Annotated in this window: 21 protein-coding genes; 5 read left to right on the top strand and 16 right to left on the bottom strand. The window is 63.9% G+C overall.

Annotated features, from left to right (window positions below):
• Nucleotides 1–17 precede the first annotated feature (17 nt).
• From P7F60_RS23120 to P7F60_RS23130, 3 genes are all read right to left on the bottom strand, one after another.
• A complete protein-coding gene (locus tag P7F60_RS23120) occupies nucleotides 18–3,209 on the bottom strand; it encodes an efflux RND transporter permease subunit (protein WP_277920054.1) in 3,192 nt (1,063 codons plus the stop codon).
• 121 nt (nucleotides 3,210–3,330) lie between these two features.
• Entirely contained in the window at nucleotides 3,331–4,515 is a 1,185-nt protein-coding gene (locus P7F60_RS23125) for an efflux RND transporter periplasmic adaptor subunit (RefSeq protein WP_277920055.1), read from the bottom strand.
• Nucleotides 4,516–4,535: 20 nt separating this feature from the next.
• Nucleotides 4,536–5,375, bottom strand: a complete 840-nt coding sequence (locus P7F60_RS23130; protein WP_277920056.1) for an alpha/beta hydrolase — start codon at nucleotides 5,373–5,375, stop codon at nucleotides 4,536–4,538.
• A 166-nt stretch (nucleotides 5,376–5,541) separates the two neighbouring features.
• Here P7F60_RS23130 and P7F60_RS23135 point away from each other — a divergent pair, with 166 nt between their 5' ends.
• Nucleotides 5,542–6,480, top strand: coding sequence for a LysR family transcriptional regulator (locus P7F60_RS23135; protein WP_277920057.1), 939 nt, complete (start codon nucleotides 5,542–5,544; stop codon nucleotides 6,478–6,480).
• An 8-nt stretch (nucleotides 6,481–6,488) separates the two neighbouring features.
• Here P7F60_RS23135 and P7F60_RS23140 read toward each other — a convergent pair whose 3' ends face one another.
• The 3 genes from P7F60_RS23140 to P7F60_RS23150 all read right to left on the bottom strand — a co-directional run bounded on the left by P7F60_RS23140 (nucleotide 6,489) and on the right by P7F60_RS23150 (nucleotide 9,176).
• Entirely contained in the window at nucleotides 6,489–7,496 is a 1,008-nt protein-coding gene (locus P7F60_RS23140) for a GlxA family transcriptional regulator (protein ID WP_277920058.1), read from the bottom strand.
• Nucleotides 7,497–7,788: 292 nt separating this feature from the next.
• Nucleotides 7,789–8,304 carry a DUF992 domain-containing protein gene (locus tag P7F60_RS23145; RefSeq protein ID WP_277920059.1) on the bottom strand — a complete coding sequence of 172 codons (516 nt, stop codon included), beginning with the start codon at nucleotides 8,302–8,304 and terminating at the stop codon, nucleotides 7,789–7,791.
• A 146-nt stretch (nucleotides 8,305–8,450) separates the two neighbouring features.
• On the bottom strand, nucleotides 8,451–9,176 hold the full coding sequence (locus tag P7F60_RS23150; protein ID WP_277920060.1) for a glutathione S-transferase: 726 nt from the start codon (nucleotides 9,174–9,176) through the stop codon (nucleotides 8,451–8,453).
• A gap of 146 nt (nucleotides 9,177–9,322) precedes the next feature.
• On the opposite strand from P7F60_RS23150, the gene P7F60_RS23155 reads away from it, so the two are divergent.
• Complete coding sequence (locus P7F60_RS23155; protein WP_277920061.1) at nucleotides 9,323–9,940, top strand: NAD(P)H-dependent oxidoreductase; 618 nt, start codon at nucleotides 9,323–9,325, stop codon at nucleotides 9,938–9,940.
• An 82-nt stretch (nucleotides 9,941–10,022) separates the two neighbouring features.
• Here P7F60_RS23155 and P7F60_RS23160 read toward each other — a convergent pair whose 3' ends face one another.
• The 5 genes from P7F60_RS23160 to P7F60_RS23180 all read right to left on the bottom strand — a co-directional run bounded on the left by P7F60_RS23160 (nucleotide 10,023) and on the right by P7F60_RS23180 (nucleotide 15,582).
• Nucleotides 10,023–10,253: a hypothetical protein gene (locus P7F60_RS23160; RefSeq protein ID WP_277920062.1), complete on the bottom strand. Its 231-nt coding sequence runs from the start codon at nucleotides 10,251–10,253 to the stop codon at nucleotides 10,023–10,025.
• Nucleotides 10,254–10,375: 122 nt separating this feature from the next.
• A complete protein-coding gene (locus tag P7F60_RS23165) occupies nucleotides 10,376–12,400 on the bottom strand; it encodes a methyl-accepting chemotaxis protein (protein ID WP_277920063.1) in 2,025 nt (674 codons plus the stop codon).
• Nucleotides 12,401–12,754: 354 nt separating this feature from the next.
• Nucleotides 12,755–14,041 carry an MFS transporter gene (locus tag P7F60_RS23170; RefSeq protein ID WP_277920064.1) on the bottom strand — a complete coding sequence of 429 codons (1,287 nt, stop codon included), beginning with the start codon at nucleotides 14,039–14,041 and terminating at the stop codon, nucleotides 12,755–12,757.
• Entirely contained in the window at nucleotides 14,038–14,715 is a 678-nt protein-coding gene (locus P7F60_RS23175; protein WP_277920065.1) for a FadR/GntR family transcriptional regulator, read from the bottom strand. Before P7F60_RS23175 ends, P7F60_RS23170 begins: the two co-directional genes overlap by 4 nt.
• Before the next feature lie 72 nt (nucleotides 14,716–14,787).
• A complete protein-coding gene (locus P7F60_RS23180) occupies nucleotides 14,788–15,582 on the bottom strand; it encodes a pseudouridine synthase (RefSeq protein WP_277920066.1) in 795 nt (264 codons plus the stop codon).
• Between the two features lie 139 nt (nucleotides 15,583–15,721).
• Here P7F60_RS23180 and prmB point away from each other — a divergent pair, with 139 nt between their 5' ends.
• Entirely contained in the window at nucleotides 15,722–16,639 is a 918-nt protein-coding gene (prmB, locus tag P7F60_RS23185; protein ID WP_277920067.1) for a 50S ribosomal protein L3 N(5)-glutamine methyltransferase, read from the top strand.
• Nucleotides 16,640–16,683: 44 nt separating this feature from the next.
• On the opposite strand, the gene P7F60_RS23190 is transcribed toward prmB, so the two are convergent.
• Complete coding sequence (locus P7F60_RS23190; protein WP_277920068.1) at nucleotides 16,684–17,127, bottom strand: SRPBCC family protein; 444 nt, start codon at nucleotides 17,125–17,127, stop codon at nucleotides 16,684–16,686.
• A gap of 209 nt (nucleotides 17,128–17,336) precedes the next feature.
• Between P7F60_RS23190 and P7F60_RS23195 the strand changes: the two genes are divergently transcribed.
• Nucleotides 17,337–17,495, top strand: a complete 159-nt coding sequence (locus tag P7F60_RS23195) for a hypothetical protein (protein WP_277920069.1) — start codon at nucleotides 17,337–17,339, stop codon at nucleotides 17,493–17,495.
• Between the two features lie 9 nt (nucleotides 17,496–17,504).
• Nucleotides 17,505–19,994: a LuxR C-terminal-related transcriptional regulator gene (locus P7F60_RS23200; protein WP_277920070.1), complete on the top strand. Its 2,490-nt coding sequence runs from the start codon at nucleotides 17,505–17,507 to the stop codon at nucleotides 19,992–19,994.
• Nucleotides 19,995–21,122: 1,128 nt separating this feature from the next.
• Here the strand turns inward: P7F60_RS23200 and P7F60_RS23205 are convergent.
• From P7F60_RS23205 to glnH, 4 genes are all read right to left on the bottom strand, one after another.
• Nucleotides 21,123–22,154: a C45 family peptidase gene (locus tag P7F60_RS23205; protein ID WP_277920071.1), complete on the bottom strand. Its 1,032-nt coding sequence runs from the start codon at nucleotides 22,152–22,154 to the stop codon at nucleotides 21,123–21,125.
• Nucleotides 22,144–22,872 carry a glutamine ABC transporter ATP-binding protein GlnQ gene (gene glnQ / locus P7F60_RS23210; RefSeq protein ID WP_277920072.1) on the bottom strand — a complete coding sequence of 243 codons (729 nt, stop codon included), beginning with the start codon at nucleotides 22,870–22,872 and terminating at the stop codon, nucleotides 22,144–22,146. Before glnQ ends, P7F60_RS23205 begins: the two co-directional genes overlap by 11 nt.
• Entirely contained in the window at nucleotides 22,869–23,525 is a 657-nt protein-coding gene (gene glnP, locus P7F60_RS23215; RefSeq protein ID WP_277920073.1) for a glutamine ABC transporter permease GlnP, read from the bottom strand. Before glnP ends, glnQ begins: the two co-directional genes overlap by 4 nt.
• Before the next feature lie 113 nt (nucleotides 23,526–23,638).
• The gene (gene glnH, locus P7F60_RS23220; RefSeq protein ID WP_277920074.1) at nucleotides 23,639–24,379 is read right to left on the bottom strand and encodes a glutamine ABC transporter substrate-binding protein GlnH; all 741 of its coding nucleotides are present in this window, start codon (nucleotides 24,377–24,379) and stop codon (nucleotides 23,639–23,641) included.
• Between the last annotated feature and the right edge of the window lie 20 nt (nucleotides 24,380–24,399).

Below are 24,399 nucleotides of genomic sequence, written 5' to 3' on the forward strand. Positions count from 1 at the left end.
TTTTTTTGATCAGCAACCTATTCGGCGGCCATCGGATGCTGCGCTGTGGGCGCTATAACCGCGCCGTGATGCTGCAACGGACGGTTGCCGGCGAGGCGTCGCACCAGCACGTAGAAGACCGGTGTCATGAAGATGCCGAAGACGGTGACGCCGATCATGCCAGAGAAGACGGCGACGCCCATCGCCGCGCGCATTTCCGCACCCGCCCCGGTCGAGGTGACCAGCGGCACCACGCCCATGATGAAGGCGGCCGAGGTCATCAGGATTGGCCTGAGGCGTAGCCGGCTGGCCTCGATTGCCGCCTGCACCGGCGAGCGTCCGGCAAATTCCAGCTCGCGGGCGAATTCGACGATCAGGATCGCGTTCTTCGCCGACAACCCCACCAGCACGATCAACCCGATCTGGGTGAAGATATTATTGTCCCCACCCGTCAGCCACACGCCGGTCAGCGCCGCGAGCACACCCATCGGCACGATCAGGATGATCGCCAGCGGCAGGGTCAGGCTTTCATACTGGGCGGCCAGCACCAGATAGACGAGCAGCAGAGCGAGCGGGAAGACGAGGATGCCCGAACTGCCGGCGAGGATCTGCTGGTAAGTCAGGTCGGTCCATTCGAAGCCGATGCCCTTGGGCAGGGTCTCGGCTGCGATGCGCTCGATGGCCGCCTGCGCCTGTCCCGAGGAGAAGCCCGGCGCCGGGCCGCCATTGATGTCGGCGGCGAGGAAGCCGTTGTAGCGTGTGGTGCGTTCCGGCCCGGTCGTCGCCTCAACCTTGAGCAGCGTCGACAGCGGGATCATCTGGCCCGATTGCGACCGAACCTTCAGCGCACCGATATCCTCGGAGCGGGCGCGGAATTTCGCATCCGCCTGCACACGCACGCTGTAGGTGCGGCCGAAAGCATTGAAGTCGTTCACATAAAGCGAGCCGAGATAGATCTGCAGCGTTTCGAAGACATCGGTGACCGAGACGCCGAGCTGTTCGGCCTTCTCGCGGTCGAGATCGGCATAGAGTTGCGGCACGTTGATTTGGAAGCTGGAGAACAGGCCGGCAAGCTCCGGCGCCTGATAGGCTTTCGCGAGAAACGCCTTGGTCGCCTCGTCGAGCGCCTGATAGCCGAGGCCGGCGCGATCCTCGATCTGCAGCTTGAAGCCGCCGGTCGTGCCGAGACCCTGGACGGGCGGGGGCGGGAACATGGCGATAAAGGCGTCCTGGATGACGCCGAATTTCTGGTTCAGCTGCATGGCGATGGCGCCCGCCGAAAGCTCCGGCGTGGTGCGCTCCTCGAACGGGGCCAGCGCCACGAAGACGATGCCGGCATTCGAGCCGTTGGTGAAGCCGTTGATCGACAGGCCGGGGAAAGCGATGGCATGTTCGACGCCGGGCTGGGCCAGCACGATATCGCTCATCCGCTGGATGACGTCCTCGGTGCGGTCGAGGGTCGCGGCATCGGGAAGCTGGGCGAAACCGATCAGATATTGCTTGTCCTGCGCCGGCACGAAGCCGCCGGGGACCGCCTGGAAAAGCTGGTAGGTGGTACCGGCGAGCACGAGATAGACCATCATGATGATGCTCTTGCGCGACAGGATCTTGCCGACGCCACGGCCATAGGCATTCGAGCTGGCGCCGAAGGCGCGGTTGAAACCACGGAAGAACCAGCCAAGCGTCCGGTCCATGAGACGCGTCAGCCAATCCTTCGGCGCATGATGGCCCCTAAGCAGCAGCGCCGACAGTGCCGGCGACAGCGTCAGCGAATTGATCGCCGAAATGACCGTCGAGATGGCGATGGTCAGCGCGAACTGGCGATAGAACTGGCCGGACAGGCCGGTGATGAAGGCGAGCGGCACGAAGACCGCGACCAGCACCAGCGCAATCGCGATAATCGGGCCGGAGACTTCGCGCATCGCCTGATAGGTGGCCTCACGCGGCGAAAGCCCGTTCTCGATATTGCGCTCGACGTTTTCGACCACGACGATGGCATCATCGACGACGATGCCGATTGCCAGCACCAGTCCGAACAGGCTGAGCGCATTGATCGAGAAACCGAAGGCATACATGACGGCGAAAGTGCCGATGATCGAGACCGGGACGGCGAGCAGCGGAATGATCGAGGCGCGCCAGGTCTGCAGGAAGAGGATGACGACCAGCACGACCAGCGCCACCGCTTCGAGCAGCGTATGCACGACCTTGTCGATGGAGGCACGCACGAACTGCGTGGTGTCGTAGACGATGTCGTAACGCACGCCTTCGGGCATGGCGAGTTGCAGCTCGTTCATCGTCGCGGTCACCTGGTCGGAGATCTCGATGGCATTCGAGCCCGGCGCCTGGAAGACGGGGATGGCGACGGCCTGCTTGTTGTCGAGCAGCGAGCGCAGCGAATAGTCGGCAGCGCCGAGTTCGATGCGGGCGACATCCGAAAGCCGGGTGATCGCGCCGTTTGCACCGCTCTTGACGATGATGCGGCCGAATTCCTCCGGCGATTGCAGCCGCCCCTGAGCATTGACGGACAGCTGCAGGTCGATGCCACCGAGGTTCGGCGAGGCGCCGATAACGCCGGCAGCGGCCTGGACGTTCTGCTGGCGGATGGCGGCGACGATATCGCTGGCCGCAAGGCCGCGCTCGGCCGCCTTCTGCGGATCGATCCAGATGCGCATCGAATAATCGCCCGAGCCGAAGATCTGCACCTGGCCGACGCCGTCGATGCGGGCGAGCCGGTCCTTGATGTTGAGGACGGCATAGTTGCGCAAATAGGTGATGTCGTAGCGATTGTCCGGCGAGGAGAGATGGATGACCATCATCAGGTCGGGCGAACTCTTGACCGTGGTGACGCCGAGGGCGCGCACCTCCGCCGGCAGGCGCGGCTCGGCCTGGCTGACGCGGTTCTGCACGAGCTGCTGCGCCTTGTCGGGATCGGTGCCGAGCGCGAAGGTGACCGTCAGCGTCATGACGCCGTCGGCGGTCGCCTGGCTGGACATGTAGAGCATGTCCTCGACGCCGTTGATCTGCTCTTCCAGCGGCGTCGCCACCGTCTCGGCGATCACCTTCGGGTTGGCGCCCGGATATTGCGCCCGCACGACGATGGAAGGCGGTACGACTTCGGGATATTCGGAAATCGGGAGCGAGCGCATGCCGATCAGGCCGGCAATGACGATCAGCAGCGACAGGACACCGGCAAAGACCGGGCGGTCGACGAAAAACCGTGAGATGTTCATGGCGGCACCCTCTCCAAAGGGCTGACATAGGGACGAACCGTCCCTGGCCTACGGCCAAGGGCCGAAAGCTTGGGGGTAGATCAAAGGGAAAAGCCGGCGGGTCCATGCCCGCCGGAGAGGTTTACTTGGCTGCGGCGACTTCCGTCTGCGGATCGACCACGGTGCCGGGACGGACGCGCTGCAGGCCGTTGACGACGATGCGATCGCCGGCGGCGAGGCCCTTTTCGACGATGCGCATGCCATCAACCGAGGCGCCGAGCTGAACCTGGCGATAGGCGACGGTGTTCTTCGCATCGACGAGGAAGACGTATTTCTTGTCCTGATCGGTACCGAGCGCCCGCTCGCTGATCATCAGCCGCTTTTCCGCCTTCGGCTCGCCCATGCGGATGCGCACGAACTGGCCGGGGATCAGGCGGTTGCCGGGATTGTCGAAGACGGCGCGAACGCGGATCGTGCCGCTGGCGGCATCGACCTCGTTATCGATCAGTTGCAGCTTGCCAGACAGCGGCGTGCCTTCGTCGCTGAGCGTGCCGATCTCGACCGGAACCTGCTCGATGGCCGGCAAAGCGCCGGAATCCTGCGGCAGGGCGGCGAGCGTGCGGGCGATCAGCTCCTCATTGGCGTTGAAGCTGGCGTAGATTTCGCCCGACGAGACCAGCGTCGTGAGCGGCAGCGAACCGGAGCCGGCGGCGACAAGATTGCCTGCGGTGATCTCCAGCTTGCCGGCGCGGCCGGAAATGGGGGCGCGGATTTCGGTATAACCGAGATTGAGCTTGGCCGTGGTCAGGGCCGCTTCTGCGGCCCTGAGATTGGCGCGCGCCTCGTCATGGACGCTGCGGCGCTGGGCGAAATCGCTCTGCGAAATCACCTTCTTGGCCTGCAGCGTCTCGCCGCGCCCCAGCTCGGTTTCGGCCAGCGCCAGCTTGGCCTCGGCGGAGGCGACCAGACTTTCGGCCTGCGCCACCGCCGCCTCGAAGGGCGCAGGATCGATCTTGACCAGGAGGTCGCCAGCTTTCACCAGCGCTCCCTCACGAAAATGCACCGATTGGATGGCGCCGGCGACGCGCGAGCGCAGTTCCACCCGGTCGACAGCCTCCAGCCGGCCTGAAAATTCCTGCCAGGTGGTGACGTCGCGCGGCTCGATGGCCGTCACGGTGACGGGAACGGCCGGCGGCGGTGCTACCGCAGCGGCGGGCGTGGCATTGGCGCCGGAGGTCAGGTCGAAATGAAAGGCCGCTCCCGAAATCGACGCAGCGACACCCAGGCCGGCGCCCCACAGGGCCCAGCGTTTCTTGTTCGACGACATGTGTATCTCCTTATGGCCCCTCAGTCGGACCGGTCATGTCTCTTGAAACAGGAGGCTCTGCTGTCCAGACCCTCGATAAAATGCTCGAATTCGGTGCGAAGCTCGCCGGGCGGAACGCATCCGCAGCGGGCTCGCGCCTCATAAATCTGCGTCCAGCCCCGGCAGGCCGGCAGGACACGGCTCGTCACCTTGACGCCCGCCGCAACAAGGCGGGCGGCATAGGCGGCCGCCTCGTCCCGCAGCGGATCGTCCTCCGACGTCAGGATCAGCGCGGGCGCCACGCCTGACAATCGCGAACAGTGCCCCGGCGCGGCATAGGGGTGGCAAAAACCGCCGCCGGAGCCGAGATAATGGTTCCAGCCCTCTGTCCAGCGCTCGCGCATGCCGCTTTCCTCCGCCTCGCGAAAGGAGGCGGTGGCCATCAGCGGGTCGATCAGCGGCGACAGGAGGATCTGGCCGTCGATCTCGTTCGGCATCTGGTCGCGCGCCTTCAGCGCCACGCCCGCCGCCAGGTTGCCGCCGGCCTCTTCGCCGGCGACAAGCAGCGGCGAACGCCGGCCGCCATATTGCTTGCGTTTGCCGCTGAGGCAGCGCAAGGCGGCGAAGGCGCATTCAAGCGCCTTGGGAAAGACGTTTTCCGAAGGCTGCCCATAATCGGCCTCGACCACGACCGCGCCGGACTCGGCAAAAGCCCGTGCCACGGGGCTTTCGTCGTTCCGCTCCCGGTCGAGGAAGGCGCCGCCGCCGAAATACAAAACGACCGGCGCATTCTTGCCCTGGGCGGAACCGTCATAGACGCGAAACGGCATGGTGCAGCGCCCGGTGCCATCCACATCCATGTCTTTCCATTCGCCATTCATGGCCTTCACCTTTCACATGCCGCTCACTGTCCCCGAGGGGATGGGTGCATGCTCTCACTTGCCAAGTCATATCATTATTCATCGAAACTTGGATAAGAGCGTATAATCGGGTATCACTATTCGGATTTTCGAATAATGGTATAATTTTTCCGCGAAGGGGTCTCCCATGGATCAGCTTTCGGCCATGCGGGTTTTCGTGCGCGTGGTGGAAACGGGCAATTTTTCGCGCGCCGCCCTGGCGCTCGGCATGCCCAAGACCACCGTCACCAATCTCATCCAGGGGCTGGAAGCGCATCTGCGCACGACCCTTCTCAACCGCACCACCCGCCGCGTGATGGTTACCACCGACGGCGCACTCTACTATGAACGTGCCGCGCAGATCCTCTCCGAAATCGATGAGCTCGACGGCAGCCTGTCGCATTCCCAAGCCCAGCCCTCCGGTCGCCTGCGCGTCGAGATGGCCGGCGCCTTCGCCGACCTGATCGTCATTCCGGCGCTGCACGATTTCCACGAGCGGCATCCGCAAATCCAGATCGACCTCGGCGTCGGCGACCGGCTCGTCGACTACATCGCCGAAAACGTCGATTGCGCGCTAAGGGCCGGCACACCGAGCGACCAGTCGCTGATCGCCCGCAAGGTCTCCGAAATCGACCTGGTCGCCTGCGCCGCCCCTGCTTATATCGACCGGCACGGCGTGCCGGAAACACCAGACGACCTGACCCGCGACCACTATGCCGTCGCCTATTTACAGGCGCAGATGGGCCGGGTGATGCCGATGGAATTCGACAAGCAGGGCGAAGCGAAGCAGATCCTGCCGCGCTACATCGTCTCGGCCAATGACAGCCGCACCTACATGGCGGCGGTGCTGACCGGTCTCGGCATCGCCCAGATGCCGCTTTTCATGGCCCGCGAAGCGCTCGCCGAAGGCCGGCTGGTGCCGGTGCTGGAGAGCTGGCATCGCGATCCTCTGCCCCTCTATGTCGTCTATCCGCAGACGCGGCATCTTTCCAACAAGGTGCGGGTCTTCGTCAACTGGCTGGTAAAGCTGCTGCGCAATATCGACCAGCCCGACAGTGCCAGGCTGAAGGCCTTGGACCTTCCATAAGGGTGAACTTACGCGGCACGTGCGCCGGTGCGCAGGTCGGTTGGGGTCATACCATAGATGCTCTTGAAGACACGGGTGAAATGCGAGGCGCTGGCAAAACCCGTCTCCAGCGCGATCTCGATCAGCGGCGCCTTGGATTTCAAAAGGAGCACCTTGGCGTGCTCCATGCGCACCTTCTTGTAGACCACCATCGGCGACATCTTGACTTCGTTCATGAACAGCCGTTCGAGCTGGCGGCGTGACAGCCGCGCAGAGGCGGCAAGCTTGGCCATGGTCAAGCCACCGTCGAGATGGCCTTCCATCAACAGCAGCACGGATTTGATGCGGCTGTCCTGACATTCGATCGCCAGCGGGCGGCGTGGCTGGATGTCGAAGGGCGAACGCGCCTTCTCGATCTGCAGCACTTCCAGCGCGTTCTTTTCCGCGGCGCGACTGATATAGCGCCGCACCAGTGCCGCGGCCATGTCTGCGGCGCTGGAGCCGCCGGCACAAGAACCGCGATTGCGGTCGAGGCTGTAGATCCGGTCCGAGCGCACCTTGTGGTCGGGAAAACGTTCGCGGAACGCCTGCACATGCAGCCAGCTCACGCAGGTATGGTGCTGCTTCATCAAGCCGGCTTCGGCCAGGATGAAGGTGCCGGTACAGACGCCGATCAGCGGCACGTTGGCGGCGCTGGCGCGCCTGAGATAGGTCAGCGTCTGGCTATCGACCGGCTCCTTGACGGTCAGCAGGCCGCCGACGACGACGATGTATTGAAATTGTGAGGGATCGACGAGATCGGAGGTCGGCGCCACCTGCACGCCGCAGCTGGACGAAATCAGATGGCGGGTGCTGCTCAGCACCTGCCAGTCGGCCAGCACGCGGCCAGAGCGATCGAGCTCGTCGCTCGCCAGGCGCAGCGTATCGACGAACAGCGCGAAGGCGGAGAGCGTGAACGACCGGGCGAGCACGAAGCCGACCCTGAGCTTGCGCTCCGCAATATCGACGCCGACAGGTTTCGGGACCGAAATCGTCATTGGTTTTGCCTCCCAGCATTCAAAAGTCCCGCGCGCCGCCACAGCCTGCATGCGCGAAATCCGACGCCTTGGTACGGGGGCAAGGCCCGTTCCTGACGCCGGCGGATTCGCGCATCCTGGCTGAATTTGTCCGGTTCGCGCCGGTCAAGTGTCTATTTGTAGCTGATATAGCCGCCATGTACAGCCTTCTCGCAAGAGGGCGGGCAATGACGGGCTTTCGAAGCGGGGCGACGATACGCCTGGGAGGCGAACCCATGGCCTTTCGGCCATGGGGTTTTCACAGGCGTGAGGATCAGGCCGGGGTAAGCGTTACCGAAACGCCGCCGGCGGCGGCGTTCAGGCCAAGCTGGCCGGTGACGCTGATCGTCTGAAGGTGGATCGAGCCGCTGGTGCCGCCGATCAGGACATTGGCGCCGACGCCGGCGCCGACCGTCGCCTCCGCCGTCACCCCTTCATAGAGGCCGGCGAGCGAGCCCTGATGATAACCGGCGGTCGGCGCGAAGACGGCCCAGACCAGTCTTCCGCGCGTGGTCACGCCGACATCGACGCCGAGCTTGCGGATCACACCGGTATACTGATCCAGCGGCTCATTGCTCCTGGCAGAACGGAAAGTGCAGCCGACTTCCTTCGCAGAGCCGAGCACGTAGCCGGCGCCGCCGCCGATATCGCATTCCAGGTAACCGATCTTGACGCCATCACGCGCGCCTTCCGGCGCTTCATAGCGCCGCTCGACGAGATCGGCCGCCTGGGCCGCGCCGGCAAGGCAAATGCCCGTGGCGAGCATGATTTTGAAAAGGTTGTTTTTCATTCCCTGTCTCCTTGGTCTGCAACCGCGCGCGGCGAAGCGATGGCGATCGTCGCGGGGGTTAACGCATGTCATCGAAAATCGATCCGGCGGCATTGAGGCGGAATGGAAATTCCGGATTGAGACCACAGGTTTTTCATCTCCGCATGTCAGGACTCGCCGTCCAATTCCGGATAGTGGCGGAATATGCCGTTTTCGTTGAAGGCGAGACGCCGGGGCGACGCCAGATAAGCGGCGATGCGCGGCCTTGCGGCAACGAGCCCATGCAACGCCGCCAGCCCCGCAAACCGTTCTTCAAAATCCCTCATCGCCCGTGGAAAGGCGTAACGGAGACCCTCGACGACCTGGAACAACGACAGATCGACGGTGCTCAGCGCGTTGCCGACAATATGGGCGCCGCCGGCCGGGTTGCGCTGCAGCACTCGCTCGAAATAGCCGAGGAATTTCGGAATGCGGCTGGTGCGGAATTCGGCGCTGCGCGCCTTGGCCTCGGCTTTCTGGTCCTCGTAATATTTCGACAGCGCGATCGGGTGATGGGAATCGTGGATCTCGGCGACAAAATCGGTGATCGTCAGTTGCAGGCCGTTGGCGAAGATGCGCAAGGACTCATTCCCAGGCGCCAGACCCAGCTTGGGCCCGAGATAGAACAGGATGTTGGCGACATGGGAGACGATCTGGGCGCCATCCTTCAGGAAAGGCGGCGCGAAGGGGATATGCGCCTCGGCTTCGCTCTTGATGATCGCCATCATCGCGTCGGTGCCACGATCGGGCTCGCGGGTCACGTCGATGTAGTCGGAACCCGCCTCTTCCAGTGCCAGCCGCACGAATTCCCCTCGGCCCTGAATGCCGTCCCAGTAATAAAGCTCGTAGGTCATGGCTGATCCGATGCCTTTTCCAGTTTCACCGGCTAGAAAGGGTGCCATAGTTTTGCGGCGATGGCGAGTTTCCGGTGTCGCGGCACGGACAGGAACAATTCTCCCGCGCGGTCGTTCGGTTGGCTTTGCATCATGAAGGAAACCCCATGCCGCTCAGCGCCCTCGCCTTCAACGCCACCCTGAAACCTTCCGGCTCTTCGGAAAAATCCTCGACCGACCGGCTGCTTGCCCTGATCGTCGAAGCGCTTGCCGAACAGGACGTGGAAACCGAAACCATCCGGCTCGCCGATCACGACATCAAGCCGGGCGTCACTTCAGACGAGGGAAAGGGCGACGCCTGGCCGGCGATCCGCGAAAAGATTCTCAAGGCGGATATTCTGCTTGTGGGTACGCCGATCTGGCTCGGGCAGCCGAGCAGCGTCTGCAAGCGGGCGCTGGAGCGCATGGACGCCTTTCTCGACGAGACCGACGACGAGGGCCGCATGGTCTCCTACGGCAAGGTGGCGGCCGTCGCCGTCGTCGGCAACGAGGACGGTGCCCATCATGTCTGCGCGGAACTGTTCCAGGCCCTCAACGATGTCGGGTTCACCATCCCCGCCAATGCCGGCGCCTATTGGGTCGGCGAAGCCATGGGCTCGACGAATTTCGTCGATCTCAAGAAGGTGCCCGAGACCGTGGAAACGATGGTCTCGATGCTGGTGCGCAACACCATCCATCTGGCAAGCCTGCTGAAGGACGCGCAATATCCGGGTGAGGAAAAATAACCTGCAACGGATGCAAGAACGCTGGATCCGTGTTTTTTCTCGGCCAAAGGTCTTGCATCCTTCGCAAGGATTGGTGGGTTTTTCAAGGAGAGGCCGGCCGCGTCGCCGGATCGATTTCCTCCGACAGCAATCTCAGCAGTTCGTCGCGATCCCGGATGCCGAATTCATACCAGTCGATCAGCGAGCGGGCCTTGGCCGCACCGGCATCACTCAGGATCGAGGCGCCATTTTTTACGCACCACTCCTGAAGGATCGATTTCAGGAATACCATCGTTTCCGAAGTCAAAGCTTCTTTCGGCCAGTCTGTCAGCATTACCCACTCCCGCCACATGATTCGACTATAGGACAGGCGACGGGAAATGACTGTCGCAACAGAGCAACAACGACATGATGATGCGGCCCGGCGCTGTGGCGCCGGGCCGCGTTTTCACCCGTTCAGAACTCTTCCCATTCGCTGCGGTTATCGATCGCCGCGTTGCCGGCGAAGGCGGAGGCCACCTTGCGGCCCAGCACCCGCGCGGGAGAGACAACCGCCGGATCGGCATGACGGGCGATGCGCGCCGCCGGCATGTGGGCAGCGCCACCGCCGTCGAGGTGGAACTGGCCGACCAGCTCCCGCAGGCGTACCGCTTCCGTGGCAAGCGTATTGGAAGCGGCGTTGGATTCCTCGACCATGGCGGCATTCTGCTGGGTCGTCTGGTCCATGGCGTTGACCGCGGTATTGACCTCGGCGAGGCCGATCGACTGCTCCCTGGCGGAACTGGCGATCGATTCCATATGGGCATTGATCTCGACGATGAAGCCGCTGATCGTCTTCAGCGCCGAGCCGGTATCGCGCACCAGCTTGACGCCGTTGTCTACCTCCGACGAGGAATTCTGGATCAGGCCCTTGATTTCCTTGGCCGCCTGGGCCGAGCGCTGCGCCAGTTCGCGCACTTCCTGGGCAACGACCGCAAAACCCTTGCCGGCCTCTCCGGCACGCGCCGCTTCCACGCCGGCGTTCAGCGCCAGCAGGTTGGTCTGGAAGGCGATCTCGTCGATGACGCCGATGATATTGGAAATCTGCTGCGAGCTTTCCTCGATCTTGCGCATCGCCTCCTCGGCATGGGAGACGACCTGCGCGGATTCGGCGGCCGAATGGTTGGCGCGGCTGGCGACGCTGCGCGCCTCCTCGGTGCGCTTGCTGGAACTTGCGACGTTGGCGGTGATTTCGTCAAGCGCTGCCGCCGTTTCCTCCAGAGACGCCGCCTGCTGCTCGGTGCGCTTCGACAGGTTGTCGGTGCCGACGGCGATCTCGCGGGTGCCGGTGTCGAGTGTCGAGATCGAGCCGGAGATGGCCGAAAGCGTCTCGCGAAGCTGGGCGACCGACTGGTTGAAGTCGTGGCGCAGCGCTTCGAAATCCTCGGCGAAGGCCTCGTTGAGCTGGAAGGCGAGATCGCCCGACGCCAGCCGCTTGAGCCCGGCGGCAAGGCCGGAGGTCGCAACGCGCAGCCGCTCGGCGGCGTCGAGTTCAGCCTTCTCCTGCATGGCGATGCGTTCGACCTCCGCGCGTCTGCGGCCTTCTTCCGCTTCCCTCTCCATACGGCGGTTGGCGATGGCGGCCTCGCGGAAGACCTCGAGCGCCTTGCCCATGTCGCCGATCTCGTCATCCTGTCCGGCGAGCGCGATCTGCGTATCCAGTTGCCCGCCGGCCACTTGCTCCATCGATTTGCCGAGCTTGCTCATGCCGCCGATGATGCGCTTGAAGGTGACGAAGCCGACGATGGCAAGCATTAGAATCAACACGGCCATGGCGACCGTGGTCAGCATCCAGTAGAAACCGGCGCGGGCATTGGCTTCGTCGATGGCGGCCTGGGTGCGGCCTTCCAGCTTCACGAAGAAGGCATCCACCGGCTTCATGATCTCGGCCTTGAATTTGTGGTAGTCGGGCGAGCTGAGCATCGCCGTGGCCTTCGCCTTGGCATCCGGGCCGAGCGTGGGGATGTTATCGACGAGGTTCATCGCATCCGTCTCGAGCTTGATCAGTGCATCCGAGCGCTTGCCGGCCTCATCCAGCAGCGCGAACTCCTCGGCGGTGAAACCGGCCTGCTTCATCAAGTCGACGGTGGAGATGGCCGGGCCGTCCGGTCGCGGCTTGGTATCGCCGCCGGCGACGAAGTCCCAGTAGATCCGGTGATAATCCTGCGGGCGCGGGCGCTTGCCGTTGCGGATTTCGACGACGGCGTTGTATTGGTCCTTGTAGGATTTGTCGCCGGTCTCGGCATAGGTTCTCACCAGACGCGTCAGGTCGTCGGAAGACTGACGCAGGCCGTCGGCCAGCAGATAGGAGCGATACTTCTGGTCATAAGCGTTCGTGACGTCACGGGCGGCGCCGGCATACCCCCAGAGGCTGCCGACGAGACTCGTGATCGCAAGGCCCGTGACCGACGCGAGCACGATGAATTGGCTCTTTATTCTCATGATGGACATTCCCTGGAGGTGGACATGTCACTTCTGCCGCGCCGAACTCATTTCTGACGTCATGAAGTCATGCCGCACATGAGTGCAATTCCCGACGACATCTTCGGGTGAGCGACAGAACTAAAGTAAAATGGTTATCGAATCGAAAATTTTTCAAAAAACCACGGCTCGAAACAGTATTGATCAGACACAACCTGGAATGGATTCTTAAAAAAACTGTCATATGACAATCTAAAGTCGATCAATCCACGGTTTAATCATAGAAAAATCGGACACTCCTGAGAATATATCGCCGCGCATGACGACATTCGCGATGTATTTGTCGCTCGGTGGGATTCATGCCGGGCGACGGCGTCAGTCGACGGCCTCGCGTGTCTCGGCCTCCACGTAAAGCGCGCTGCCGGCGCGCCAGCCGTTGACGGCCGCACCCAGACCGAGCGCGACGAACAGCACGGCGCACCAGGCGAAGCTGCCGGTCCATCCCCGGATCAGGCCGACGATCAGCGGCCCGGTCGCGGCCAGCAGATAACCGACGCACTGCGCCATGCCGGAAAGATGCGCCGCGACATGCGGATCGCGCGAGCGCAGCACGATGACGGTCATCGCCGCTGCAATCAGCCCGCCCTGGCCGATACCCTGCAGCACCGCCCAGATCCATACCGTCGACAGCGGCGCAAACAAAAGGCCGAGCAGCGCGATGGCGGCGAAGGCGCAGAGCGAGACGTTGACGAGGCGCTGATCCCTGCCGCGCACCGCGATATGCGGCACGACGAGGCAGGCGGCCGCCTGCACCATCACCGACATCGAAACGATACCGCCGGCGGTGATGCCATCCAGCCCGCGTTCGCGCAGGATCGGCACCAGCCAGCCGAAGACACAATAGGCAAGCGCCGATTGCAGCCCGGTGAACAGCGTCACGCTCCAGGCCATCCGATCGCGCCAAAGGCCATGCACGCTCAGCCGGTTGCGCTTCACCTGGCCCTTGACCGCGAAGACCTGCGGCAGCCAGAGCAGCCCGACCAGCAGCGCCGGCAGCGCCCAGGAGGCCAGCGCGCCGGCCGTGGAGCCGCCCAGCGCCTTCTCGATCGGCAAAGTAAGGCCGGCGGCGCCCGCTGCACCGGCGCAGAGCGCCATGGTGTAGAAACCGGTCATCAACGCGGTGCGGTTGGCGAAATCGCGCTTGACCAGACCAGGCAGCAGCACATTTCCGACCGCGATGCAGGCCCCGGCCAGCGCCGTGCCGAAAAACAGCAGGGCAACGGAGGACAGGCCGCGCAGGGCGGTTCCCAGCGCCAGCAGGAACAGCACGCCGAGCAAGGTGCGCTCCGACCCGAAACGCTGCGCAAGACGCGGCGCCAACGGCGAAAAGGCGCCGAGGCAGACGACCGGCAGCGTGGTCAACAGGCTGGCGCCGAGCGGCGACAGCGCCAAATCGCTGCGGATTTCGGGCAGTAGCGCCGACGCGCTGGAAAATACCGGCCGCAAATTGAATGCGATCATGACCAGGCTGGCGCCGAGCACGAAGCGGCCGAAAGCGCCCCCTCGCGACGGCGCCGGCGTCTCGATCTCGTCATCGACGACGAGCGTGTCCTCGACAGCGTCGAGCGTGCGGGCAACGGCCTGGGGTATCGGCTTGGTCATGAGCGGAGCGTCCTGTCGAGCGCGGCGAAGACCGGGGCCATGAAACGGCGCACGGCGGCATCGGCCTTGCCGGCATCGCCGGTTTCGATGGCGTCGACGATATCGGCATGGGCCTGCAGGTCAGGCTCGGGGAGGTCTTCCTCGAGCGTTGCGGCAATGGTTTCGGCTATCGAGGCAGAGAAGAAATCATAGATTTCCACCAGCGCCCGATTTCCGGAGGCGGCGATCACGGCCTTGTGGAAAGCGAAATCGCGGCGGACGAAACCCGCCTTCTCATTTCCCTCATAGAGCCCTCGCCCGGCGAGCAGCCGGCGCAGCCCTGAAATCGTTTCCGGCGTCCGGCGCAGCGCCGCCAGCCGCGCCGCCTCGACTTCGAGCGCGCAGCGCGCCTCGAACTGGTCGCGCAGATTGGCACGCTTGGCCATGCTCAGCAGCCGGGCGCTGTCGGTGGCAGAGCGCACATAGGTGCCGGAGCCCTGGCGGGTTTCCAGCAGGCCTTGCGAGACCAGTGCGCGCACGGCCTCGCGCACCGTGCCACGGCTGACGGACAGCATGGACGACAGGCTGGCTTCGTTCGGCAGTTTTTCACCGATCGGCCAGCGCCCGCCGAGAATTTCGGCGCGGATGGCATCGGCGGCATTGTCGGCCAGATTGGTGCGGGAAAGCGGCTTCATCATTTTATCATAAAGTCATCAGATGATTTATCATCTATGACAATCGAATCCCTTCGTCAATGCCCGGTCTGCTCAGGCCCTGCGGTCGACGCGCCGGCGCAGTCGCTCGATTTCGGCCTCGGTCAGCGCCCGGACCGCGCCCTTTTCGAGATCGCCAAGCGCAAGGTCGCCGATCGAAACGCGCACGAGGCGCAGGCAGGCGATGTCCATCACCTCCAGCATGCGACGGATTTGGCGATTGCGGCCCTCGTCGAGCACGATTTCGATCCAGGAATTGCGCTCGCCATCGCGCAGTTTTCGCGCGCTGCGCGCATGGAGCCGCTCGCCGTCGTGCTCAACGCCGGCGACCAGCGCCTCGAGAAGCGCGGGGTCGGCGATGCGGTCCATCTGGACGTGATAGGTCTTGGGCACATGCGTTTGCGGGTCGAGCAGCGCCTGTGCGAATTCCGTGTCGTTGGTGAACAGCAGCAAACCTTCGCTCGCCTTGTCGAGGCGGCCGACGGGCGAGAGATGCGCATGGTCGAGATGCCTCAGGCAATCGAAGACCGTCGGCCGCCCCTCGGGATCGTGGCGGGTGGTCACCAGCCCGCGCGGCTTGTTCAGCATCAGGTAGACGCGCTCCTCGGCCGCGATCCGCTGTCCGTCGACGGCGATCTTCGCCAGGGAGAGGTCCACCCAGGCGGCGATATCGCGAACGACGCGGCCGTCCACGGCGACCCGGCCTTCCGCGATCAGGGCTTCGGCCTGGGTGCGCGAACAGAAGCCGAGCTTCGACAGGGCGCGCGGCAGGGTCACCCGCTTGCCACCGGGCGCGGCCTGCGCCGCCCGGCCGTCCGCAGGTTTCTGCCGCTTGCGGCGATCCTTCATGGTTCTGTCCTCGGGTCTTGTCAGCCATTCGCGATTCGAAAGGCGAATCGTCTTAACAAAAAATCGCAAGCCTTTGACCGGGTGCGCCCCTGATTGTAGAACCGCTCACAGCGCCAAAGCCAGCAGAAGTGAGAAGACGGTGAACCAGGACGACATAACCAGCGAACTCGTAACGTTGCGCGACTACTGGCGCTATGCGATCTCCCGCTTCAACGCCGCCGATCTGAGCTATGGGCACGGCACGACGACGGCAGGCGACGACGCCGCCTATCTGCTGCTCGATACGCTCGAACTGCCGATCGATACGCTCGACCCCTTCCTCGACGCCCGCCTACTGCCGGCCGAGCGAAAACTGCTGGCCGCGCGGATCGAGACGCGCGTCTCCACCCGCAAGCCCTCCTCCTACATCACCGGCCGCGCCTATATCCAGGGTGTGCGTTTCCATGTCGACGAGCGGGTGATCGTGCCGCGCTCGCATATCGGCGAGATCCTGTTCAGCGAATATCTGAACAGCCAGGGCTCGACCTTTCTGCCCGATCCGATGGCGGTCGAAAGCGCTGTGGATATCTGCACCGGCTCCGGCTGCCTTGCGGTGCTGGCCGCCAAATTCTTCCCGAACGCGGCCGTCGATGCCGTCGACCTCTCCGGCGATGCGCTGGAAGTTGCCAAGATCAATCTGGCGGAGCATGAGGTCGAAGACCAGGTGACGCTGTTCCAGGGCGATCTCTTCGCCCCACTGGCCGGCCGCAAATACGACCTGATCATCACCAACCCGCCCTATGTCGACCACGAAGCAATCGCCGCCTTCCCGGCGGAATTTCGCGCCGAGCCGGAAATGGCCCATGACGGCGGCGAGGACGGGCTCGATCTCGTCCGCACGCTCCTGACGCAGGCAGCGGATTACCTCAATCCCGGCGGCGGAATGCTTTGCGAAATCGGCTCGGGCCGGGAAATCCTCGAGGAGGAATTCCCGCATCTGGAATTCTTCTGGGTGGAAACGGCAGAGTCGCAGGACGCCGTCTTCTGGATCACCGCCGAGGCGCTCGGCGTCGAATAGGCCGATGCCGGCAGCGGATCGCAATTCGCTGCCGGCATGTCGAATTACTGGCGGATGTCGGGCTCGACCAGCCTTGCGAGATTGCGCAGCGATTCCTGCCAGCCGAGATAGCACATCTCCGGCGGAATAACGTCCGGAACGCCGGCCTGGATGATCTCCACATCGGTGCCGATCATTCCCTTCCGAAGCGTGACCGTCACCTGCATTTCACCCGGCAGATTGGGATCGTCGAACCTGTCGGTATAGCGCAGGCTTTCGCCGGGGATCAGCTCGACATATTCGCCGCCGAAGAAATGGCTCTCGCCGGTGGTGAAATTGCGGAACGACATCCGGAACGTACCGCCTACCGCAGGCTCCAGATGATGCACGGTGCAGGCAAAACCGTTCGGCGGCAGCCACTTGGCCAGCGCATCCGCCTCGATGAAGGCGCGGTAGATCTTGTCGGGGCTGCTGGCCAAGACGCGGTGCAGGCGTATGGTGTTCGGCATGGTCATTTCCTCCTGAAAGACTGATGGAATGCTCCAAGGACGCGCGACATCGTGCCGTCCCGACATCGGGGCGGATATTTTTTCCGGCGTCAGGATCGCGCGAATGCGGGTGGAAGGAAAGCCGGCCGCATGTGGTTGACCTGTTGCCGTCTTTTGCCTTTCATAGGCGCGATTGCCGCGAGATTGGCGCGGCGACGAGTGGACGGTGAATGATTATTCGCGATACCAAACTGCACCCGCCTGCGGAGCGTGGTCCCTGGGTTGCGCGCCCGCGGCTTCTGCACCGGCTGCGCGGCAGCGGGGATGCCTCGCTGACGCTGGTCGGCGCCCCCGCCGGTTTCGGCAAGACCGTGCTGATGGCGCAATGAAGCCGTCGGTTGGCAGAACAGGGCGAAGCCTCCGCCTGGCTGTCGCTCGATTTTCAGGACAATGACGAAAACGTCTTCGTCGCCCATCTCGAAGCCGCCCTTCGCCCGTGGCTGGCGAGCCGAGGCGTGCTGGTGGAAACGCTGCGCTCCAGCCCGATCCTGCTCATCGATGCGGTGGTCGCCGAAATCTGCCAGATGACGGCGGCTCTGGCGCAGCCGCTGACCCTGTTCCTCGACGACCTGCATCTCATCGAAAACCCCGCCGTCATCGGCATCGTTGAGCGGCTGGTGCTGGATGGCCGCATGCATCTGGTCATCGCCACCCGCACCGTGCCGCCGATGTCGCTGGCGCGGCTGCGGCTGTCCGGGCGCCTGGTGGAAATCGGCGTCGAGGAGCTGCGCTTCGATCGCGGCGATGCCGACCTGTTCCTGACCAACCGGCTGGGCGCCGGTCTCGCCCCGGATCTGCTCGACCTGATGGTATCGAAGACCGAAGGCTGGGCCGCCGGCCTGCAGCTCGCGACGCTGCAACTGGCCGCCGGCGAAACGCTGGCCGGCTTTTCCGGGGGCGGACGCGAAGTCACCGAATTCCTGATGCAGGAGGTTTTCGGCGTGCTCGATGCCGGCCTGCAGGATTTCCTGATGCAGACCTCGGTGCTGGAGCGGTTTTCCGCCGAAAGCTGCGCCACGATCCTGCGCCTTGCCGAGGCCGAGACTATGATTGCTACGGCGGAAGCGCGCCAACTCTTCATCGTGCGGCTGGACAATGAGGGACGCTGGTATCGCTACCACCATCTCTTCCGCGATTTCCTGCGCCGCCAGTTCGAGAAGCGCAATCCGGCGGCGATCGCGCCGCTGCATCTGGCCGCCGCCGAATGGTATCTGCGCGAGGAGGTCGCCGCCGAGGCGGTGCGCCACACGCTGGCAGCCGGCGACGATCGCCGCGCCGCCGCCATCGTCGAGCGCTGCGCCTTGCCGATGATTGCCGATTGCCGGTTCCGCGATATCGAGGAACTGCTGGCGCAATTGCCGCGCAGGATCGTCAACGAGCGCATCCGCCTGCAATTCGCGATCATCTGGATCTCGGTGCATTCCAGCCAGACCCGCCGCGCCACCGCGGCGCTTGCCCGCGCCTATACGCTGCTGGAGGCCGATCCGGATCGCGCCGGCGACAGCGGCACCCTGCCCCCGACCTCGATCGCCAACGAGCTAGCGGTGCTCGATGCCGCGGTCGCCAGCACCTGCGAGCGGTTCGAGGAGGCCCGCGACAAGGCGCGCGCCGCGCTGAAGGCCCTGCCCGTCTCGGCCTGGTTCCTGCGGGCCGTCGCCTACAACATCATCGGTTACAATGATTATGCGCTCGGCGACATGCAGGCGGCGCGTTCAGCGGTGACGGCGGCGCTGGCCGCCCATCATCGCTCCGGCAGCATTCTCGGTCTCGTGTTGTGCAATTGCTATCTCGCCGCCATCGAGCGCAGCGCCGGGAGGCCGGATCTGGCCCGCGACGTGCTGAACGCTGCCATCGCCGCCGCCAGCGAACAGCTCGGCCCCGGCTCCTATGGCGAAGCGTTGGCCAAGACGATGCTGATGGATATCGCTTACGAGACCGGCGACATCGCCGAGGCGCTGCGGCTGCTGGAGGATATCAGGCCGCTGATCGAGGGCGCCGTCGTCATCCTGTCGCCGATCGTCAGCGTGCCCGCCTATGCGCGGCTGCTGCATCATCACGGCCGTGGCGAGGATGCGCTGGCCATCCTCGCCGATGTGGAGGCGACCGCCGACCGCATCTATCTGCGCCTTGCCGCCGTCATTCTGCATGAGCGGGTGCGGCTGCTGCTTTCGGCCGGCCGCATCGCCGAGGCGCGCTCCTGCATCGACCGTTTTCGCATCGAGCGCGGCGACGCGGCGCCGGCGATCATCCTGGAATTCGCGGTGCTGGCCGAAGCCCGGATCCTGCTGGCGGAAAAGCGGCTGGCGGAGGCGCGCGTCCTGCTGGAGCGGCTGATCCCGCCGCTGCGCGCCGGCGAGCGCAGCCGCCGGCTGATGGTGGCACTGCTGCTGTTCGCCCGTTGCTGCACGGGGTCGGAAAGCCGCACGGCGCTGGCCCAGGCCCTGCGCATCGCCTGGCGCGGGCGTTTCCAGCGCCTGCTGCTCGACGAGGGACCGAACCTGGCCGCCAGCCTCGCCCCGGCCCTTTCCGATCTCGCCGCCGAAGACCCGGCGATCGCCGAATTCGCCCGCCAATTGCTGGCGGCGCTTGAGGCAGAGGGCGCCGGCCTTCCCGCCACGGCGAAGGGACCGGCAGACTCCCTGACTCCGCGCGAAATCGAGGTGCTGACGCGCCTCTGCGCCGGCGCCTCCAACCGCAACCTCGCCGACGACATGGCGCTATCCGAACCGACCGTCAAATGGCACCTGAAGAACATTTTTGGAAAGCTCGGCGTTTCCAACCGGGTCCAGGCGGTGCGCAAGGCTCAAGAGGTCGGGCTGGTGGAGTAGAGCACTTCCCCGAGAAGCGGATACCGATTTTCCGTTCGGGCGCCTCAGTTGACGCCCGTGATCATCGAGATAATACCGGCCTCGGCGGCATTGCGGATGCCGATCTGCTTGCCGGGATGCAGGAAGCAGCGGCGGTCGGCTCGCCGAGCAATATCAGCTTCTTGGCCATGGGAATCTAGCAACGATCCTGCCGGGCGACTTCGAGGATTGGGAAGCGTCCGGAGCCACCGGGGGTAACTGAGCCGCCTTGCGCCCCATTACGAGGCCGTCGAAAGCCGCGTCTTGGCGGATGGCGGCATCGAAGGAAACGGCCCGCTTTTCGTCAGTAATTACGCAACGATATTCATCCGTCCGACCGGCATTACCTTGTCGTGGCAAAGGAGCTGGGCCTGCCGGTCACGGAGGATTGCAACCGCGCTCACCCGAAGGCGTACGCATTATCGGATCACTGCAAAGAATGGGAAAGATGGTCTGCCACCGATGCCTTCTTGAAACCTACGCTGTCGCGCAACAACGTCACGCTGCTCAAGAACTGCATTGTCGAGAGCATCGTCATGGAAGGCCGTAGCGCTGTCGACGCCGGGTCATCTCGGCATCAATTCCTATTACAAGGCCATCAACCCACCTTGAACTCCATGCTGTCGCCATGGTCGGGCAAGGCTCTTCACGGTGCACTATTTGCTGACCCACCGCGGACCTTTGCGTCTCAGCCTCACTCAATGCGGCAGCTTCTTGCGGTCGCGGGACGGGCTCGACCGGCCGGATCAGCAGCGTTACCTGAACCCGGTCACCAATACGACCACTCCAGCCGACAAGCGGCCGATGTCGGCGTCGTATCCGCCGCTCGCTGCGTTAGGCCACACGGGTCCATCGAGGCGATACGCTGCCCGTGTGTTTGACATTGCCGCTGATGACGACCAGGGTCGCTGGCATGATATTGCAGCAAGTCACGATGGTGTCATCTTCGGCCGCTGGCATCAGCGCGTAATCCAGGCCAGAATGGCCGTCTGCAGGAGGTCGCATTGAGTTTGGAGGCGGTTCGGCAGGACTGCTCGATGATGCCTCGGCTAGTCCCCATGAGCGTTTCACCGCTTGGATACGATGTCCTTCCGCTCCTGACGGCCATGTTCAACTCGGCGTCAACGTCCCATCCATCATAAAGCGCGGCGCATTGCCAGCTTGATCATAAACCTGCCAAGCGACCGAACGTGCGCCGATTCGGAAAACCGCCGTGGCAAGCGTATTTTCATGATCGGGGTCGTCGGACTGGGTGCGATGGATCGGAAGTGCCGATACGCCTTTGTCCCAAAGAATATCGAGCGGGTTGAGGGAACCATCGACCATGAGCCCCTCGCCTCGCTGCTGGCGCGAGCGGGAGGAACCGGTGATGACCTGCCGCTCTCCTTTCGTGCTGTCGTGGATCAAATGGTTGGCATGGCATTGCGGACGCTCGACAACGGCCACGCTACAGGTCGTGTGGGTATATTCGATGCTGAGCAGGCGCGGATCGCCCTGCTGGGCGAGCGTCATGTGGAAGGCGCCTGCGCGCTCGGCGCTCTTGAGGAGACCAACGGCCGCGTCAAGCGAGGCGCTGTCGAGCAGCGCCCGGCCCAGGATCATGCGCGGCAAACCGGCGCCGACGCAGCGCGAGCGGATATTGTTGACGGTCTGGACGAGACCCGCCTCGGTGACGGCGAAGGTGTGGCCAGGGATCGAGGCGGGATAGACGAACCCGGTGAACGCCCGGCCGCTTTCGGGGCGGACATGGGCAAGCGCGCAATGACCGCGAAATCCGGGATCGCCATCCTCGTTATGGGCAAGGACCGGTTCCCGGCCGGGGATCTGGACCGTCGTGCAGCCATCAGGTGCGAAGGCCCAGACATCGCCACGGCAGTTCCAGAGGAAGACGTCGTCGAATGGCAGATCGAGACCAGCGGCAAGGCCTTGCAGTTCCGCCCAGTGGAACGGGAAACGCGCCTCCACCAGCCCGCGCATGGCCGCAACGCGCGGATCGTCGCGCCAGGCCATGACGGAGGTCCAGGCGTGACCGAGGACGAGATGGCGATGGGCGATCTCCCGGCCAAAACGGCCGAGCTGGACGCCGACGTCGTGTGGTGAACCTGCAACTTCGATGAAACCGAGCCGGTTGTCAGTGGACATGCTGCAAGAACTCCCGCAGGCGTGGATTTTCCGGGTTGGCGAGCAGAGCGGCAGGATTGCCGTCGACGGAGATTTTTCCGTCCTCCATGAAGATCAGCCGCGTGCCGACCTGGCGGGCGAAAGCCATCTCGTGCGTGACCACGATCATCGTCATGCCTTCCTCGGCAAGCGACTGCATGACGCGCAGGACCTCGTGGCGAAGCTCCGGATCGAGCGCCGATGTCGGCTCATCGAACAGCATCAGCTTCGGCTTGACGGCCAGTGCCCGGGCGATCGCCACACGCTGCTGCTGCCCACCCGACAGCTCGGACGGATAATGATGGCCGCGCTCGGCAAGCCCGACTTTCGCAAGAAGCGCCTTGGCCTGCTCTTGCGCATCGGCGCGGCCGACGCCACGCACGCGGCGGGGACCGAAGGCGACATTTTCCAGCGCGGTCATTTGCGGGAAAAGATTGAACTGCTGGAAGACCATGCCGGCCTCCTGGCGGATCATCCGCACCTGCGAGCGGCCGGCCTTGACGCTGATATTGTCGACGACGAGATCGCCGCCGTTGATCTCCTCCAGCGCGTTGATGCAACGCAGCAGCGTCGACTTGCCGGAACCGGACGGGCCGATCAGCACGACCACCTCGCCCTTGTCGATATTGAGATCGACCTCCCGCAGCACCACGACGGAGCCGAAGGTTTTCGTGACGTTTCGAAATTCCACGATGCTCATAGGATCCGCATCCTCTTTTCGGTAACGCGCAGGATCAGCGTCAGGGTTCCGGTCATCAACAGGTAGAGGATCGCCACGGCACTCCAGATCTCGACGGCGCGAAAGTTGGCGGCCATGATCTCCTGGCCCTGGCGGGTGAGCTCTCCGACGCCGATGACGATGAACAGCGAGGTATCCTTGAGGCTGACGATGAACTGGTTGCCGAGCGGCGGGATCATGCGCCGGAAGGCGACCGGGCCGATGATATAGACCAGCACCTTCCACATCGGCAGGCCGAGCGCGAGGCCCGCTTCCTTCAGTCCCTTATGCACGGAGAGGAAGGAGCCGCGCACGATCTCGGCGATATAGGCACCGGCATTGACGACAATGGCGGTGACGGCCGCGGTCATCGGGTTGACGCGGACATCTGCCAGCACCGGCAGCGCGAAATAGATGAACATCACCTGCACGACGATCGGCGTGCCGCGGATCAGCTCGATATAGACGAAGGCGATGGCGTTGAGCAGCTTGTTGCCATAGGCGCGCATCAGACCCGTTACGAAGCCGACGATAAGGCCGCCCACGAGGCCGGCAAGGGTGATGAGGATGGTAAGGCGGGCGCCGCTCAACAGAGCAGGCATGGCCTCGCCGACGACGGACCAGTCGAATTCCATGGATTGGCTCTCCGGCTTGGGGGAGCGCGCCGCATGAGCCGGCGCGCCCGGCTAGAGCATGATCCGACCGGAGTGAACGAGGATCGGCGGGATCATGCTGCAAGGAGCAAGCGTCAGAGCTTCGGCTCGGTCCCGAACCACTTCTTGTAGATCTCGGTGTAGCGGCCGTCCTTCTTCATGTTGGCCAGTGCAGTATTGACCTTGGCAACCAGTTCGCTGCCCTTCGGGAAGCCGATGCCGTATTGATGCGCCATCATCTGCTCGCCGACGGCCTTCACCTTGCCGCCGCCGGCGGTCTTGATGTAGTAGAGCACGTTCGGCGTATCGTGCATGGCGGCGTCGACGCGGCCGGTCTGAAGCTCCAGATAGGCGTTGTCGATGTTCGGGAACTGGCGCAGCTCCGTCTCCTTGAAGTGCTCCTTGGCATAATCCGTGGCGGACGTGCCGGTCTTGGTCGCCAGGATCTTGCCCTTGAGGTCGTCCGCGCCCTTGATGGCGCTGTCGGCGGGCACCATCAGCAGGAAGCCGCTGTCATAGTAGCCGTCGGAGAAATCGATGGCCTTCTTGCGCTCGTCCTTGATCGTGATGCCGGCCAGCGCCACATCCACCTGCTTGGTCTGAAGCGCAGGAATGATGCCGTTGAAATCCATCGGCTGCAGCGTGTAGGTGACGCCGATTTCCTTGGCGATGGCATCCCACATGTCGATGTCGAAGCCGACATATTTGTCGCCTTCCTTGAACTCGAAGGGCACGAAGGCCGTATCGGTGGCGACCACCAGATCCGCGGCGCGCGCGCCCTGGGAGAAGACGAGCGCCGATGCGAAGGCGGCAAACAGAATAGAACGCAGTTTCATAGTAGTTCCCCTTTTCCTGG

Source organism: Rhizobium sp. YJ-22 (genome assembly GCF_029601685.1).
In the GTDB taxonomy this organism is placed as follows: Bacteria; Pseudomonadota; Alphaproteobacteria; order Rhizobiales; family Rhizobiaceae; genus Metarhizobium.